The following is a 14,721-nucleotide window of genomic DNA, read 5'->3' as shown; positions in this document are numbered from 1 at the left end:
CCCTCTCCCCCGGCCCCTCTCCCGCTTTGCGGGAGAGGGGAGCAAACCAGCAGCGGTCGATATCCCGTCGGTGTTCTCCCCTCTCCCGCGAGCGGGAGAGGGGCGGGGGAGAGGGCCAGCCTCTCAGCATCGACCACGTTGGAAATTACCCCCCCTCCAACTCCATCAACGTCCGCAGATACTCGCTACTCCACCAATGCACATCCTGCTGGCGAATCCGCTCCAGCAGTTTCTGGTGCCGCGTGCGCCGTTCGGCCAGCGGCATGTGCAGCGCCTGTTGCACGGCCTGCGCCGTGGCGCGTGTGTCGTAGGGATTGACCAGCAGCGCCTCCTTCAACTGTTCCGCAGCGCCAGCAAAACGCGACAACACCAGCACGCCGGGATCGTCCGGATCTTGCGCGGCGATGTATTCCTTCGCAACAAGATTCATCCCGTCACGCAGCGGCGTCACCAGTGCCACACTGCTCGCTCGGCACAGGCCCGGCAGGCGCTTGCGTGACGTGGAGCGATGGATGTACCGCACGGGCATCCAGTCCAGTTCGCCGTACTCGCTGTTGATCGCACCCGTGATGCCCTCCATCTCGCGCCGCAGGTCTGCATAGGCATCCACCGATTCGCGGGATGGTGCGGCAATCTGGATCAACGTGGCGCTCGATCGATTTTCGGGATACTCGGCCAGCAGCGTCTGGAACGATTTGAGCCGCTGCGGCAGCCCCTTCGAATAGTCGAGCCGGTCGATGCCCAGCAGCAGCCGGCGCCGCGCGTACTGGTGACGCATCATCTCGTAGGTCTCGCGCGCCTCGTCCTGTTGGCCAAGGCCGATGAATTCATCGACATCGATGCCAATCGGAAACGCCTGCGCGCGCACGGTGCGATGGAACGCGCGGAAGCGGTACTCGCCCATCGGCTCTGCACCGGCTTCGCCCTGCACGTAGCGCGAGAAGTGGTCGAGATCGGCCTGACTCTGAAAGCCGATCAGGTCGTACGCGAACATCGCACGCATCAGCCATTCGTGCTGAGGAATGGCCGCGAGGATCAGCGGCGGCGGCAGCGGGATATGCAGGAAGAAACCGATCTTCTGTCCGCAGCCGATGGCGCGCAGTTCCGCCGCGAGCGGGATCAGGTGATAGTCGTGAATCCAGATCACGTCATCCGGCTTCAACAGCGGCGCCAGCTTGCGCGCGAACAGCTGGTTCACGCGCCGATAGGCATTGAGGTTGCCGCCTGCATCGAAATCCGCCAGGTCCACGCGGTAGTGGAACACGGGCCATAGCACGCCGTTGCTGTAGCCGAGGTAGTACGCGTCGTAGTCATCCTGGCTCAGATCCACTGTGGCCAGCGTGACGTTGCCGGCCTGGGTCTGGTGGAACTCGCCCTCGCCCGGCGTGCCGCCGTGGGCCGCGTCCACCACCTTGCCGCTCCAGCCGAACCACAGGCCGCCCGTCTTGTTCAGCGCTTCCGAAAGCGCCACGGCAAGGCCGCCCGCCGCGTGGTTGCGGGGGTCCGCAACCCGGTTCGATACCGCTACTAGTCTGCCCATATATCGCTTGTTGTTGTGGCCAATCCTTTCCTCAGATCACGGTGTCCCAGGGTGCCGACAAACGCATGGCACCGTTGATCAGGCCGACCATCGAATAGGTCTGCGGGAAATTGCCCCACATCTCTCCGGTGATCGGGTGGGTGTCTTCCGACAGCAGCCCCAGCGGGTTGCGCGCGGCAAGCATCGACTCGAAGATCTCGCGCGCTTCCTCGCGGCGGCCGATGCGCGCCAGCGCGTCGATGCGCCAGAACGTGCAGATGTTGAACGCAGTCTCGGGCTTGCCGAAATCGTCGGGCGCTTCGTAGCGCCGCATGTAGGGACCATCGCAGAGCGTCTCTTCCAGCGCCTTCACCGTGGACACGAAGCGCGGGTCCTTGGGATCGATGAAGTTGACCTCCGCCATCAGCAACACGCTGGCGTCGAGTTCCTTGCCGCCAAAGCTCTCGGCAAACGCCTGCCGCTGCTCGTTCCACGACTCGTCCAGAATGCGCTGCTTCATGCGATGCGCATGGTCGTGCCAGTACGCGGCCCGCGCGGGTTGTTCGAGTTTCTCGGCGATCTTGGCCAGACGGTCGCACGCCACCCAGCTCATCAGCGCCGATGACGTGTGGATGCGTGCACGCGTGCGCAACTCCCACATGCCCGCGTCGGGCGTACCGAATACGCGCACGGCCTGCTCGCCCACGTCTTCGAGCTTGGCAAATTCCGCCGGGCCACCGCGATGCAGCAGCCGGTGATCGTGGAATGCCTGCGCGGCGGCCAGCACCACGTTGCCGTACACATCGTGCTGGAAATGCTCCTGCGCCTGGTTGCCCACACGCACCGGACCCATGCCGCGATAGCCGCTCAGATGATCGAGCATGCTTTCCGGCAGCTCGCGCTCCAGCCCGATACCGTACAGCGGCTGGATGTGCCCGTCCTGCGATTGCATCACCACGTTCGACAGCCAGCGCAGATAGTCCTCCATCGTGCCAACTTCCGACAGGCTATTCAGTGCGCGCACCACGAAGAACGCGTCGCGCAGCCAGCAGTAGCGGTAGTCCCAGTTGCGCTGGCTGCCCGGCGCTTCAGGAATACTCGTGGTCATCGCCGCCACGATGGCGCCGGTTTCCTCGTACAGCGACAGCTTCAACGTAATGGCCGCGCGAATCACGGCGTCCTGCCACTCGCGCGGCACGGCCAGGCGGCGGCTCCAGAGTTTCCAGTACGCGGTGGTTTCCTGCTCGAAGTCGCGCGCGATATCTTCCACGCCGGCCGAGAGCGTTTCATCGGGACCGAGGATGAAGTTGTAGCCGCGCGTCACCAGGAACGGTGTGTGCGACAACACGTAGGCCAGCGGCGCATCGGTGGTCAGGCGCAGTGTTTGATCCTCGCCCACATAGCGCGCATGGCTGCTGCCGCGCGTGATTTTCGGCTCCGTGCGGCCCCAGTTGAAACGCGGCGCCAGCGTGACACGCACGCGCGGTGCGCCACTGACTGGCTTGATCCGTCGCACCAGTGTCAGTGGTCGGAAGTAACGACCCAGGCGGAAGAAGCGCGGGCAGAAATCGGTGATCTCCAGGATGCTGCCGTGCTTGTCGATCAGATGCGTGCGCAGGACGGCCGTGTTCGGCTCGTACCACTGCGTGGCTTCGTGAAAATCCTCGATCTCGATATTGAAATGGCCGGCGTTGTCGTTCGGCTCCAGCAATGCGTTGAAGACCGGATCGCCATCGAAGCGCGGCATGCAGCACCAGACGATGCGGCCGCGGCCATCCACCAGTGCAGAGAAGCTGCAATTGCCGATCATGCCGAGTGCCAGCGATGGGTTGGCGTGGCGGCTGGCAGCGTTCGAATCCGTATTGACGGCGGGCGCTTCGCGCGCGATTTCTGGCGACACCTGGGCAGAGGTGGCAGGTTCACTCACAGCGGGTCCTCCCTTTGTGGCGATGGATGTTGGGCAGCGGCATCGCGCTGCGCGATGAAATGGGTCAGCGCGCGCGCCGATTCGTGCAGCCAGTCGCGCAGCGCGGCGGGCGCAGGCACGCTGACGGTGGCCGCCGTGGCGCGATTGCCAACCAGCACGCCCACGCCGCCGAGTTCGCGCACCACCGAGAAGCCGGCTTCGTCGGTTACATCGTCACCGGCGAACAGCGGCAGGCGGCCCGCGAATGGCGACGAACGCATGAACGCGGCAATCGCATCGCCCTTGTCCACACCCGCAGGCTTGATCTCGACCACCATCTTGCCGGGCAACGCGTCGAGCCCCACGGCATCGCGCAACACATCTGCTACCGCAGCGCGCACCAGCGGCTCCAGCTCCGGTGCCTGCCGATAGTGGATGGCCACGGCCACCGACTTGCGTTCCAGCATCAGGCCCGGATGCCGCGCCACGAGCGCTTCCAGTTGCGGCAGCAAGGGACCGATACCCGGCGCGGGCGGCGTGACGATGCGCGCCGCACCATTGCGGAATTCGGCGCCATGCACGCCCGCGGAAGGCAGGCGCAACGGTTGCAGGAAATGATCGAGCTCGGCCACGGGCCGACCCGAGACAATGGCGAGCGCGCCGTCCAGACAGGTATGCAACGCACGCAGCGTGCCAACCAGTTCAGGCTCGACCTGCACCAGCTCGGGGCTCGGTGCCAGATCGGCCAGCGTGCCGTCGAAGTCCAGGAACAGCGCGGTGTGGGGTTCGATGAGAGGTAGGAGAGGCATCGCGTAAAACCGTAACACGTGGTTTTGACAGGCGTCCACCGGGCGCTGTCCTACAACAGTGGCTTTTCCTGCACCCAGACGCCGCGACGACCGTAGCAGGGTCCGTGTGGGCGCCATCCATTATCATTGGCGGTTTCCGCCGATTTTTCCGGCTTTTTTTGCCACGGCTGCGTGGCATCCGCAGACAATGACCCGCACCCCCGCCAAGCCCGACTACCTGAAGAAGATCCTGACCGCCAAGGTGTACGACGTGGCCCAGGAAACCGAGCTGACCTACGCCGCAGCGCTCTCGGCCCGCACGAACAATGCCGTGTGGTTCAAGCGCGAGGACACCCAGCCCGTGTTCTCGTTCAAGCTGCGCGGCGCCTACAACAAGATGGCGTCGCTCTCTCCGGAAGAACTCAAGCGCGGCGTGATCGCCGCATCGGCTGGCAACCACGCACAGGGCGTGGCCCTCTCCGCTGCACGGTTGCAGTGCAAGGCCATCATCTGCATGCCCACCACCACGCCGCAGGTGAAGATCGACGCCGTGCGCGAACGCGGTGGCGAGTGGGTCAAGATCGTGCTGCATGGTGATTCCTACAGCGATGCCTACGTGCATGCCGCCGAGCTGGAAGCCAAGCAGAAGCTGACGTTCATCCATCCGTTCGACGATCCCGAAGTCATCGCCGGGCAGGGCACCATCGCCATGGAAATCCTGCGCCAGCACCCCGGTCCGATCCACGCGATCTTCGTGGCCATCGGTGGTGGTGGCCTGATCTCGGGCATCGCGTCCTACGTCAAGGCCGTGCGCCCGGACATCAAGGTGATCGGCGTGCAGACGATGGATTCGGACGCCATGAAGCGTTCGGTGGATGCCGGCAAGCGCGTGGAACTCAAGGATGTGGGCCTGTTCTCGGACGGCACTGCGGTGAAACTCGTCGGCAAGGAGACGTTCCGCATCACGCGCGAACTCGTCGACGAAATCATCCTGGTCGATACGGATGCCATCTGTGCCGGCCTGAAGGATGTCTTCCAGGACACGCGCAGCATTCTCGAACCGGCGGGTGCACTGGCCGTGGCGGGTCTCAAGGCATATGCCGAGCGCGAGAAGCTCAAGGGCCAGCACCTCGTAGCGATTGCCTGCGGCGCGAACATGAATTTCGACCGCCTGCGCTTTGTGGCCGAGCGTGCCGAAGTGGGCGAGGCGCGCGAAGCCGTGTTCGCCGTGACCATCCCCGAGGAGCGCGGCAGCTTCAAGCGTTTCTGCGAACAGGTGGGCACACGCAGCGTGACGGAGTTCAACTACCGCATCGCCGACAAGGGCGTGGCGCATATCTTCGTGGGCCTACAGATTGCGTCGCGCAGCGAGAACGACAAGATCGCCGCGAACTTCCGCCGCCATGGGTTCGACACGCTGGACCTGTCCAACGACGAACTGGCCAAGCAGCATATCCGCTACATGGTGGGCGGCCATTCGCCGCTGGCGCACGACGAACTGCTGTATCGCTTCGAATTCCCGGAGCGTCCGGGCGCGCTGATGAAGTTCCTCTCCAGCATGAGCCCGAACTGGAATATCAGCCTGTTCCACTACCGGAACCAGGGCGCCGATACGTCGAACATCCTCGTGGGGATTCAGGTGCCGAAGAACGAGAAGCGCGATTTCCGCACCTTCCTTTCCACGCTCGGTTACGTACACTGGGATGAAACCGACAATCCCGTCTACAAGCTGTTCCTGGCCTGAATCTCACTATGACGCTTCCTGAGCACTCGCCGCTGGGCAAGCCCTCGGCCTACAAGACCGAGTACGACCCGTCGCTGCTGTTCCCCATTCCGCGCCAGCCCAAGCGCACCGAGATCGGACTCGCCGAAGGCAAGGCCCTGCCCTTCTTCGGCGTGGATATCTGGAATGCCTACGAACTTTCGTGGCTGAACCTCAAGGGCAAACCGCAGGTGGCGCTGGCCGCGTTCGTGATTCCCGCCGATACGCCGAACATCGTCGAATCGAAATCGTTCAAGCTGTACCTGAACTCGTTCAACCAGAGCCGCATCGCATCGCCCGAGGCTGTGCAGCAGTTGCTGCATCACGACCTGTCCGAAGCGACGGGCGGCACCGTGCAGGTACGTCTGGTGCCGGAAGCGGATCTCGGCACGCAGAAGATGGGCGAGCTGGATGGCATGCTGCTGGACCGGCTCGATATCGAAACCGATATCTACGAACCCGATCCGTCGCTGCTGAAGGCCGATCAGGATCAGTCACCGGTGGAGGAGTCGCTGGTGTCGCACCTGCTGAAGTCGAACTGCCTCGTCACCGGTCAGCCCGACTGGGGCAGCGTGCAGATCCGCTACGTCGGCGCGCCCATCGATCAGGAGGGGCTGCTCAAGTACCTGATCTCGTTCCGCAATCACAACGAGTTCCACGAGCAATGCGTGGAGCGGATCTTCACGGACGTGATGCGCATGTGCAAACCGGTGAAGCTGGCGGTGTACGCGCGATATACGCGGCGCGGCGGGCTGGATATCAATCCGTTCCGCACGAACTACAACACGCCGTGGCCGGATAATCGGAGGAATGCGCGGCAGTGATGAGTTTTCTCCCCTCTCCCTTTGGGAGAGGGGCGGGGGAGAGGGCAAGCCGTTCAAATTGCGGCACGGTCGGCAAGCAGAGCCTCCGGCCCTCTCCCCTAACCCCTCTCCCGCAAGGCGGGAGAGGGGAACAAACAAGCAGGAAGCGGAAGAATCAAAACTCCGCGTGCGCCCTCACCCCGATAAACTTCGCCGGACCTCGATCGCGGTTATACCCAGGGTTCCGGATGTACTGAAAATCCGGGCTCAGACTCAGCGTCTTCCACACCGCAAAGCTGTAATACACCTCGAACACCTGCTCCGGCCCATACCGTAGCGCGCCATCGCCAAGGAAGGCGCCGAGGCCGCCAGCGGCCAGATAGTTGCGATGCCCGGAGCCGAGCATGTTCACGGCCACGGCCATCCCGAGTTCATCGTTCGGACGTCCCCACGCGCGGCCCTTGATCGTGCCGCCACCTGCTACCTGCCTGCCGATTTCGGTGAACGCGTAGGTCTCGGTCTTGTCATCGGACCAGTTCGCGCGGAAGAACACGCCCGCGTCGTTCGTCACCTCCTGCATGAACGCGAGTCCCACGCCTACCTTGCTGTGCTCGCGCTGTACGTCGCCAACGCTCGGCGTCACGCCATTGGCCTGCCCGAATGCGATGGCGTCGTTGAACGCGCCCATCTTGGCCTTGTTGCGCCACAGCAGCAGCCGCGCCTGACCGGGACGTCCGCCAATCGCATAGCGCTTCTCAAGCTCCAGCATCTGCCCGTAGTGCTCGAACAATCGCGTATCGAGTTCGCGCCCATTCGATTGGATCGGCTGCAGGAAATGGCCGAAGCGTGCCGACCAACCCTCGCCGATGTATTCGAGCGCCGCGCCCCAGTTGTAGCCGCGCGAATCGGCCGGGTAATCCCATGAGCCATGCGTCAGGAACGACCAGTTCATGAACTGCGTGCGCGGATCGGAGCCGTAGGGGTTCTGGTCGAACACGTCCAGCACGCCGAAGTTGCCGGCCGTGAGCACCACGCGCTGCTTGTCTAGCGTGCGTGCGAACTGGTTGAAATCGGATTCGAGCGTTTCCTCGCCGCCGCCCAGCCCCCAGTACTGCCGAACAAATGCCCGCGCCCGATAGAACTTGGGAGTCGTGCTGGCCGTCTTCGCCAGTTCGCCATTCGACAAGCCACCCAGCCCGTGCAGGTCCGAGAACGGCACACCCTGCGCCACTTCCGGATTGAAGTGGAACTCCGCGCCGCGCCACAGGCGCAGGCCGAGGTCGAGCGTGCTGGTGAAGGAATAGCTCTTCGCGCGCTCCGGCGTGAGGCTGTTCTCGCCCGAATAGGCGGCGCCGAACGATGGCTTGCGTTGCCATACCCAGGTGGCCTGGCCGTGGACGGCGAACGGGCTTTCGGTGTCGGGTTCCTGCTGTGGCGTCTCGGAAGTCTGCGCCATCAAAGCAGCGGACAAACTCATGCTTCCCACACCTAGCAGCGTGGCAAGACGATGGGCCAAACGCGGGCGCAGCCGCTTCGGAGCAGCCGGAGAGCAGAAACGCAGCATAGGAAAAACCGGAGGGAACCGATGCGCAGGACGCGCACCTGTCATTTGTGCGCGAAGCATAGCCAAGCCCACATGACATGTCTACCGGGTCTTGTTGCGACGCACCAATTCCATTTGCCGCCCATGTGTCGCCCATGTGCCGGTAAGGCGACGTTGTAACACTCGTTGATTTAATTAATTCAAAAATTAATATAGCCATGGTGTCAACGAAGCGTTTTTCCCATGCCGACCCGATCGTCCGATGACCCGAAGCGCCGTCCCGGCCGCCCTGCCGCGCAGGCCGATGATGCGGGGCAGCGCGATCGCCTGATCGACGCCGCGGTCACATTGTTCGCCCAGCACGGCATCGCCGCCACCTCCACCAAGGCCATTGCCGCCGAGGCCGGTGTCACGCCCGCGCTGGTGCATTACTACTTCCGCGACCGCGAAGCGTTACTCGACGCCGTGTTCGACGAACGCCTGCAGCCGCTGATCGGCCACGTATTCGGCACGCTCCAGTCCGGCCCGTCCGATCCCGTGGCGCGCATCCAGTCTCTGGCCGAGCAACTGATTCGCACGGCTTCAGCCACGCCGTGGTTTCCGGGCTTGTGGATTCGCGAGATCGTCGGCACCGATGGCCAGTTGCGTGAGCGCCTGCTCCAGCGTGTGGCCGTGCAGCGCGCCGAACTGATCGCCGGCCCCATTGCCGCGGCGCATGCACGCGGGCTACTCAATCCCGGGCTGGAACCAGCGCTGATCCTTGTGTCACTGATCGGCCTGACGCTATTGCCGCTGGCCACCACACATATCTGGCGGCAACTGCCGGGCGCCGCCGACATCGACACGGACACGCTGGTGCGCCACGTCACCGCACTGCTTGGCCACGGCCTCTCCGGTCCTTCCTCCACCCCATCCACCCCATCGTGATGCACGGAGTCGTCATGACACTCTCCTCTTCCACCCAACTTCGTCTGGCACTCGTCGCAGCCCTCACGCTGGCTGGTTGCAGCAACGACCGCGCCACCTCATGGCAAGGCTATGTCGAAGGCGAATTCGTCGCCGTGGCGTCACCGTTTGCCGGACGTCTCGACAAGCTTTCCGTCGAGCGCGGCCAGCAGGTCGCCCCTGGCGCACCGCTGTTCGTGCTGGAATCCGACGATGAACGCGCCGCACGTCAGCAAGCCGCCGAGCAGGTGCGCGTGGCCGAGGCGCAGCTTGCCGATATCCAGACCGGCAAGCGTCCCGTGGAAGTGGCCGTGAATCAGGCGCAACTGGTGCAGGCGCAAGCGCAGGCCGTGCGCAGTGCGGCACAGCGCAAACGCGACGACGCGCAGTTCGAGATCGGCGGCATCTCGCGTGCGCAGCTCGACGAAAGCCGTGCCACTGCCGAGGCCGATGCGGCACGCGTGCGCGAGTTGCAGCGCGATATCGACGTGGCGCGACTGCCGGGTCGCAAGGACCAGCTTGCCGCGCAGACCGCGCAGATCGATGCCGCACGCGCGGCACTGGCGCAGGCCGAGTGGAAGCTCTCGCGCAAGGCCGTCAGCGCCACGGTGCCCGGTCTCGTCTACGACGTGCCGTTCCGTCCGGGCGAATGGGTGCCTGCTGGCAGCGCCGTGGTACGCATGCTGCCGCCGGGCAATGTGAAGGTGCGCTTCTACGTGCCCGAGGCCGTGGTCGGATCGCTGAAGAACGGCCAGGCCATCACCATCCGCTGCGATGGCTGCGCGGCGCCGGTATCGGCAAAGATCACGTATGTGTCGAACGAGGCCGAGTTCACGCCGCCCGTGATCTACAGCAACGAGACACGCAACAAGCTGGTGTTCCTGATCGAAGCACGCCCCAGCACCGACGATGCGTTGAAGCTGCGTCCCGGCCAGCCCGTGGAGGTGGTGCAATCATGAGTGGCACGGCAAACGGGAACGGCGAACTCGTCATCGACGTGCATGGCCTGAACAAACGCTTCGGCAACAAGCATGTGGTCAACGATCTGACCATGCAGGTAGCACGCGGCGAAATCTTCGGCTTCCTCGGCCCCAACGGCAGCGGCAAGACTACGTCGATCCGCATGATGTGCGGCCTGCTGACGCCCGACTCCGGCACGGGCACTTGCCTGGGCTACGACATCCTCACCGAGTCCGCCGAGATCAAGCGCAACGTCGGCTACATGACGCAGCGCTTCTCGTACTGGGAAGACCTGTCGATTCGCGAGAACCTCGACTTCGTCGCACGCGTCTACGACATGCCCAATCGTCGCGACGTGGTGGACCGCGCGCTCGAAGACCTCGGCCTGCAATCGCGTGCCGAGCAACTGGCGGGCTCGCTTTCCGGCGGATGGAAGCAGCGCCTCGCACTCGCTGCGTGTCTGCTGCATGAACCGCGTCTGCTGCTGCTCGATGAACCCACTGCAGGCGTCGATCCGAAGGCACGCCGCGATTTCTGGGAGCAGCTGCATCAACTCGCCGCGCGCGGCATCTCGGTACTCGTCAGCACGCACTACATGGACGAGGCCGAGCGTTGCCACAAGCTCGCGTATATCGCCTACGGCAAGCTGCTCGCACAAGGCACTGCCGATGAAGTGGTGGCGAGCCAGCATTTGAGTACGTGGAGCATCGAAGGTGGCAATCTTGCCGAACTGTCCGCACGATTGCAGGGCAAGCCCGGCGTCGATCAGACCGTGGCATTCGGCACCGCACTGCATGTGACCGGCCGCGATGCGCAGCAACTCGAACAGACGTTGAAGCAAGCCGCCACTGCCGATCAGCACGTCACCGAAACGCAGACCAGTCTGGAAGACGTGTTCATCCACATGATGGGCGGCGCGCAGGACAACATGGCCGCTGCGGCATCGGGCAAGACCGCGAAGCGCAAGGAGGGGACATGAGCACTGTACGCAAACTCAACGGTATGCGTCGCTCGTTCTCGGTGCAACGCTGGTGGAGCATCGTACTGAAGGAGTTCCTGCAGCTTCGGCGTGACCGCATCACGTTCGGCATGATCGTCGGCCTACCCATCGTGCAGTTGCTGCTGTTCGGCTTCGCCATCAACAGCGATCCGCGCCACATGCCCACTGCCGTGATCGTGGCCGAGCACAGCGATTTCTCTCGCACGTTCCTTTCCGCACTGGAAAACACCACGTACTTCAAGATCGTCCGCACATTGCCCGATGAAGCCGCAGGACGCGAAGCACTGCTGCGCGGCGATGTGCAGTTCGTGGTCAGCATCCCCGCTGATTTCTCGCGCAAGCTGCTGCATGGCGACCGGCCAGCGATTCTCGTCGAGGCGGACGCGACCGATCCCTCGGCGACGGGCCCCGCCATCGGTGCGCTGGCGCAACTGCCGGTGAGCGTGGCACGCATCGACCTCAAGGGCGCACTCGCGCCGCTGGCTGGTGGCAAGACCGCTTTCGACGTCAACGTGCAGCGCCTTTACAACCCGGAAGGCATCACGCAATACAACATCGTGCCGGGGCTGATGGGTGTGATCCTGACGATGACGATGGTGATGATGACGGGCCTCGCCATGACACGCGAACGCGAGCGCGGCACGATGGAGAATCTGCTGGCGACGCCGGTGCAGCCTATCGAGGTGATCTCCGGAAAGATCGTGCCGTATATCTTCATCGGTCTGATCCAGGCAACGATCATCGTGCTGGCCGCACACTTCGTGTTCGCCGTGCCGTTCCTCGGCTCCGTGGTGGCGGTGTACCTCGCGGCGCTGCTCTTCATCGCCGCCAACCTGACAGTGGGCATCACCCTGTCGTCACTGGCGAGCAATCAGTTGCAGGCGGTGCAACTCACATTCTTCTACTTCCTGCCCAACATCCTGCTGTCCGGCTTCATGTTCCCGTTCGCGGGCATGCCGACGTGGGCGCAGTGGATCGGCAACGTACTGCCGATGACGTACTTCAACCGCATGATCCGCAGCATCATGCTCAAGGGCAGCGGCTGGATCGAACTCTGGCCCAACGTCTGGCCGGTGCTGCTGTTCACGGTCATCGTGATGACTATCGCCGTGCGCTTCTACAAGCGCACGCTGGACTGAAGGAATCCACACCATGTCCAACGCTCACAAGCGGATTGTTGTCGTCGCCGCGCTGCTGGCTGCAGGCTGCACGGTCGGTCCCGATTTCCGCACGCCCGATGGTGTGCCCGATGCGCGCTACACGACAGGTCTGCAGCCCACGCAACTGGCTTCGACCGGCTATCCCACGCAGACACTTGCACCCGGCGATGTGCCGGCGCAATGGTGGACGCTGTTCCGCAATCCGCAACTCGACGAGACCATCCGCATCGCGCTTGCGAACAGCCCGACGCTGACGCAGGCCAGTGCACGATTGCGCGAGGCGCAGGAGAATCTCGCCTCGCGCACGGGCGCCACGCAATTTCCGCAGATCGATGCGAAGTTCGATGCCACCCGCCAGCAGGTGAACCTGCAATCGGTGGGGATCACGCAGTTGCCGAGTCCGGGGCCGTTCACGCTCTTCAACGCCAGCGTGCAGGTTTCGTACGCACTCGACCTGTTCGGTGGACAGCGCCGCGAACTGGAAGGACTGCAAGCCGCTGTGGACTATCAGCGCTACGAACTCGAAGCCGCGCGTCTCTCGCTGGCCGCGAACGTCGCGACGACTGCGATCCGCGAAGCCGGTCTGCGCGCGCAGTTGGGCGACACGGTTGCCATCGCCGATGCACAACGGCGCCAACTCGGCATCATGCAACAACGATTGAATCTGGGCGGCGTGGCGCGCGTGGATGTGCAGCGCCAGCAATCGGAACTTGCACAGACCGAGGCATTGATTCCGGGACTCTCGCAGCAGATCGACGCCACGCGCCATCAGCTTGCGGTCTACACGGGGCAGACACCGGCCAGCGCGCAGCTTCCCGAATTCAGGCTCGAAGACTTGCCGTTGCCCGAATCGCTGCCCGTCAGCCTGCCTTCGGAACTCGCGCGCCGGCGTCCGGACATTCGCGCGGCGGAAGCGCTGCTGCATCAGGCATCGGCCAACATCGGCGTGGCCACCGCAAACCTCTATCCGCAGATCACGCTGACCGCGAGCGGCGGCACGCAGGAGATGCGCATGCGCGACCTGTTCAGCAGTTTCAATATCTGGAGCCTCGCGGCGGGTGTAGTGCAACCGGTCTTCCACGGCGGAGAACTACGCGCACAGAAGCGCGCAAAGGAAGCGGCGTACGAACAATCGCTCGGCGCCTATCGGCAAGCCGTGCTGCAAGGACTGCAGAACGTAGCCGATGCACTACGCGCGCTCGACGCCGATGCCGGCACGCTACAGGCCCGCGCCGACAACGCGAAGCAAACCCGCGACACCCTCGCCATCGTCAACGAGCAATACCGCCTCGGCGGCGTCAGCCAGTTCACCGTGATCGACGCAGAACGCCAGGCAAGGCAGGCAACACTGGACCTGGCCCAGGCACGCGCGACGCGACTGGCAGATTCGGCGGCGTTGATGCAGGCGCTGGGGGGTGGATGGTGGACGGAGGAGGTGGCGGCTCGCTGATTTGAGACGAATCTGAAAGCGCTCTGCGCCTATTGACGGGGCGACCAGCATTCGCCAATATCGGTCCCTGTAGCGGCGCAGCGGTTTAAACTGCATTGACGGCCCAGGGCCCCTGCGACAAAACGCGTCGTAATCGTAAGCGTACTTTGAGTGCGTCAGACCTGGGTACCGCATCACTTCAATAGCCTCCCTTCGGGGAGGCTATTTCACTATGGCGATCACGATCTATCTCGACGAATGCGGATGCCTCGGATGGCAATTGGACAAGCCCTACCAAAAGGGCGGCTCCAGCCGCTACTTCACGTTAGCAGCTGTTGTCATTGCCGATGGCGATGAGGCGATTCTGGACCGACCCGTGCGCGGCCTCTACAAAAAACGGCGCCGCGCGTTGTCCAACGAACTCAAAGCCGTGCAAATGTCCGCGCCCGAGCGCCAGGTATTCGCGAAGGATATCGCGCGAATTGCGTCCGCAGGACAGAGCGTCCAAATCAGGAGTATCACGGTTCGCAAGGCCAACGTAAGTGAAGCCTTCCGGTCGCACCCCAATGGTCTCTATCACTACATGACACGGCTACTGCTGATCGACGTCATGGCGGACTATCGCTCGGTGTCTTTCATCCCCGATGCTCGCTCGACGAAGGATCAGTTGAAGTACTTCATGCACGACTACCTTCGTCTTGAACTGGCGATACGAGACGCGAGCACGTCGCTGCAGACAACGCCTTGGGAAAGCAAGGTCAGTCTGGCCCTGCAATTTACAGACATTGTCGCAAGCATTGTTTGGGCACATCACGAGTTCAGCAACAGCGCCCCGTTCAAATGTCTGGAGCCAGTCATTTCACAGCGAACCTTGTTCTTCCAGGGCAGAACGTCGCAGCGCTGACG

The 14,721-nt window shown here is 63.5% G+C and carries 12 protein-coding genes; 8 read left to right on the top strand and 4 right to left on the bottom strand.

All coding sequences use genetic code 11. The annotated features are described in order from the left end of the window. Positions 1-145 precede the first annotated feature (145 nt). Genes otsA through otsB form a run of 3 tightly spaced genes read right to left on the bottom strand, consistent with a single transcriptional unit; the run spans position 146 to position 4,234 of the window. A complete protein-coding gene (gene otsA, locus ABDB81_RS03835) occupies positions 146-1,540 on the bottom strand; it encodes an alpha,alpha-trehalose-phosphate synthase (UDP-forming) (protein ID WP_137924086.1) in 1,395 nt (464 codons plus the stop codon). A 31-nt stretch (positions 1,541-1,571) separates the two neighbouring features. Further along, complete coding sequence (locus ABDB81_RS03830) at positions 1,572-3,407, bottom strand: glycoside hydrolase family 15 protein (RefSeq protein ID WP_346810021.1); 1,836 nt, start codon at positions 3,405-3,407, stop codon at positions 1,572-1,574. 35 nt (positions 3,408-3,442) lie between these two features. Further along, positions 3,443-4,234 (bottom strand): trehalose-phosphatase, encoded by a 792-nt coding sequence (gene otsB / locus ABDB81_RS03825; protein ID WP_137924085.1) that lies wholly within the window; start codon positions 4,232-4,234, stop codon positions 3,443-3,445. A 187-nt stretch (positions 4,235-4,421) separates the two neighbouring features. Here otsB and ilvA point away from each other — a divergent pair, with 187 nt between their 5' ends. Further along, positions 4,422-5,957, top strand: a complete 1,536-nt coding sequence (ilvA, locus tag ABDB81_RS03820; protein ID WP_137924084.1) for a threonine ammonia-lyase, biosynthetic — start codon at positions 4,422-4,424, stop codon at positions 5,955-5,957. An 8-nt stretch (positions 5,958-5,965) separates the two neighbouring features. Beyond that, complete coding sequence (queF, locus tag ABDB81_RS03815) at positions 5,966-6,799, top strand: NADPH-dependent 7-cyano-7-deazaguanine reductase QueF (protein WP_137924083.1); 834 nt, start codon at positions 5,966-5,968, stop codon at positions 6,797-6,799. 154 nt (positions 6,800-6,953) lie between these two features. Here the strand turns inward: queF and ABDB81_RS03810 are convergent, their stop codons facing one another. Continuing rightward, a complete protein-coding gene (locus tag ABDB81_RS03810) occupies positions 6,954-8,234 on the bottom strand; it encodes a carbohydrate porin (RefSeq protein WP_346810019.1) in 1,281 nt (426 codons plus the stop codon). Positions 8,235-8,564: 330 nt separating this feature from the next. Between ABDB81_RS03810 and ABDB81_RS03805 the strand changes: the two genes are divergently transcribed. The 6 genes from ABDB81_RS03805 to ABDB81_RS03780 all read left to right on the top strand — a co-directional run bounded on the left by ABDB81_RS03805 (position 8,565) and on the right by ABDB81_RS03780 (position 14,719). Next, entirely contained in the window at positions 8,565-9,248 is a 684-nt protein-coding gene (locus tag ABDB81_RS03805) for a TetR/AcrR family transcriptional regulator (RefSeq protein ID WP_346809840.1), read from the top strand. Between the two features lie 14 nt (positions 9,249-9,262). Further along, entirely contained in the window at positions 9,263-10,225 is a 963-nt protein-coding gene (locus tag ABDB81_RS03800; protein ID WP_346809838.1) for an HlyD family efflux transporter periplasmic adaptor subunit, read from the top strand. Continuing rightward, positions 10,222-11,205, top strand: coding sequence for an ABC transporter ATP-binding protein (locus ABDB81_RS03795; RefSeq protein ID WP_137924079.1), 984 nt, complete (start codon positions 10,222-10,224; stop codon positions 11,203-11,205). The genes ABDB81_RS03800 and ABDB81_RS03795 overlap by 4 nt, the downstream gene beginning before the upstream one ends. Then, positions 11,202-12,365, top strand: coding sequence for an ABC transporter permease (locus ABDB81_RS03790; protein ID WP_202126646.1), 1,164 nt, complete (start codon positions 11,202-11,204; stop codon positions 12,363-12,365). The genes ABDB81_RS03795 and ABDB81_RS03790 overlap by 4 nt, the downstream gene beginning before the upstream one ends. 13 nt (positions 12,366-12,378) lie before the next feature. Beyond that, positions 12,379-13,836 (top strand): efflux transporter outer membrane subunit, encoded by a 1,458-nt coding sequence (locus ABDB81_RS03785; RefSeq protein WP_346809836.1) that lies wholly within the window; start codon positions 12,379-12,381, stop codon positions 13,834-13,836. A gap of 211 nt (positions 13,837-14,047) precedes the next feature. Then, positions 14,048-14,719: a DUF3800 domain-containing protein gene (locus tag ABDB81_RS03780; RefSeq protein WP_137924077.1), complete on the top strand. Its 672-nt coding sequence runs from the start codon at positions 14,048-14,050 to the stop codon at positions 14,717-14,719. Positions 14,720-14,721: the final 2 nt, after the last annotated feature.

It is taken from the genome of Cupriavidus sp. DL-D2, from assembly GCF_039710735.1.
Lineage (GTDB): Bacteria > Pseudomonadota > Gammaproteobacteria > Burkholderiales > Burkholderiaceae > Cupriavidus.
Note: the sequence above shows the minus strand (reverse complement) of the source record. Positions and strands in the feature narration are given on the sequence as shown.

Excerpts from the sequence above, each read along its gene's own strand:
- otsA (WP_137924086.1), bottom strand. The coding sequence starts at position 1,540 with ATGGGCAGACTAGTAGCGGTATCGAACCGGGTTGCGGACCCCCGCAAC.
- otsB (WP_137924085.1), bottom strand. The coding sequence starts at position 4,234 with ATGCCTCTCCTACCTCTCATCGAACCCCACACCGCGCTGTTCCTGGAC.
- ilvA (WP_137924084.1), top strand. The coding sequence starts at position 4,422 with ATGACCCGCACCCCCGCCAAGCCCGACTACCTGAAGAAGATCCTGACC.
- queF (WP_137924083.1), top strand. The coding sequence starts at position 5,966 with ATGACGCTTCCTGAGCACTCGCCGCTGGGCAAGCCCTCGGCCTACAAG.
- ABDB81_RS03810 (WP_346810019.1), bottom strand. The coding sequence starts at position 8,234 with ATGGCGCAGACTTCCGAGACGCCACAGCAGGAACCCGACACCGAAAGC.
- ABDB81_RS03805 (WP_346809840.1), top strand. The coding sequence starts at position 8,565 with ATGCCGACCCGATCGTCCGATGACCCGAAGCGCCGTCCCGGCCGCCCT.
- ABDB81_RS03800 (WP_346809838.1), top strand. The coding sequence starts at position 9,263 with ATGACACTCTCCTCTTCCACCCAACTTCGTCTGGCACTCGTCGCAGCC.
- ABDB81_RS03795 (WP_137924079.1), top strand. The coding sequence starts at position 10,222 with ATGAGTGGCACGGCAAACGGGAACGGCGAACTCGTCATCGACGTGCAT.
- ABDB81_RS03790 (WP_202126646.1), top strand. The coding sequence starts at position 11,202 with ATGAGCACTGTACGCAAACTCAACGGTATGCGTCGCTCGTTCTCGGTG.
- ABDB81_RS03785 (WP_346809836.1), top strand. The coding sequence starts at position 12,379 with ATGTCCAACGCTCACAAGCGGATTGTTGTCGTCGCCGCGCTGCTGGCT.
- ABDB81_RS03780 (WP_137924077.1), top strand. The coding sequence starts at position 14,048 with ATGGCGATCACGATCTATCTCGACGAATGCGGATGCCTCGGATGGCAA.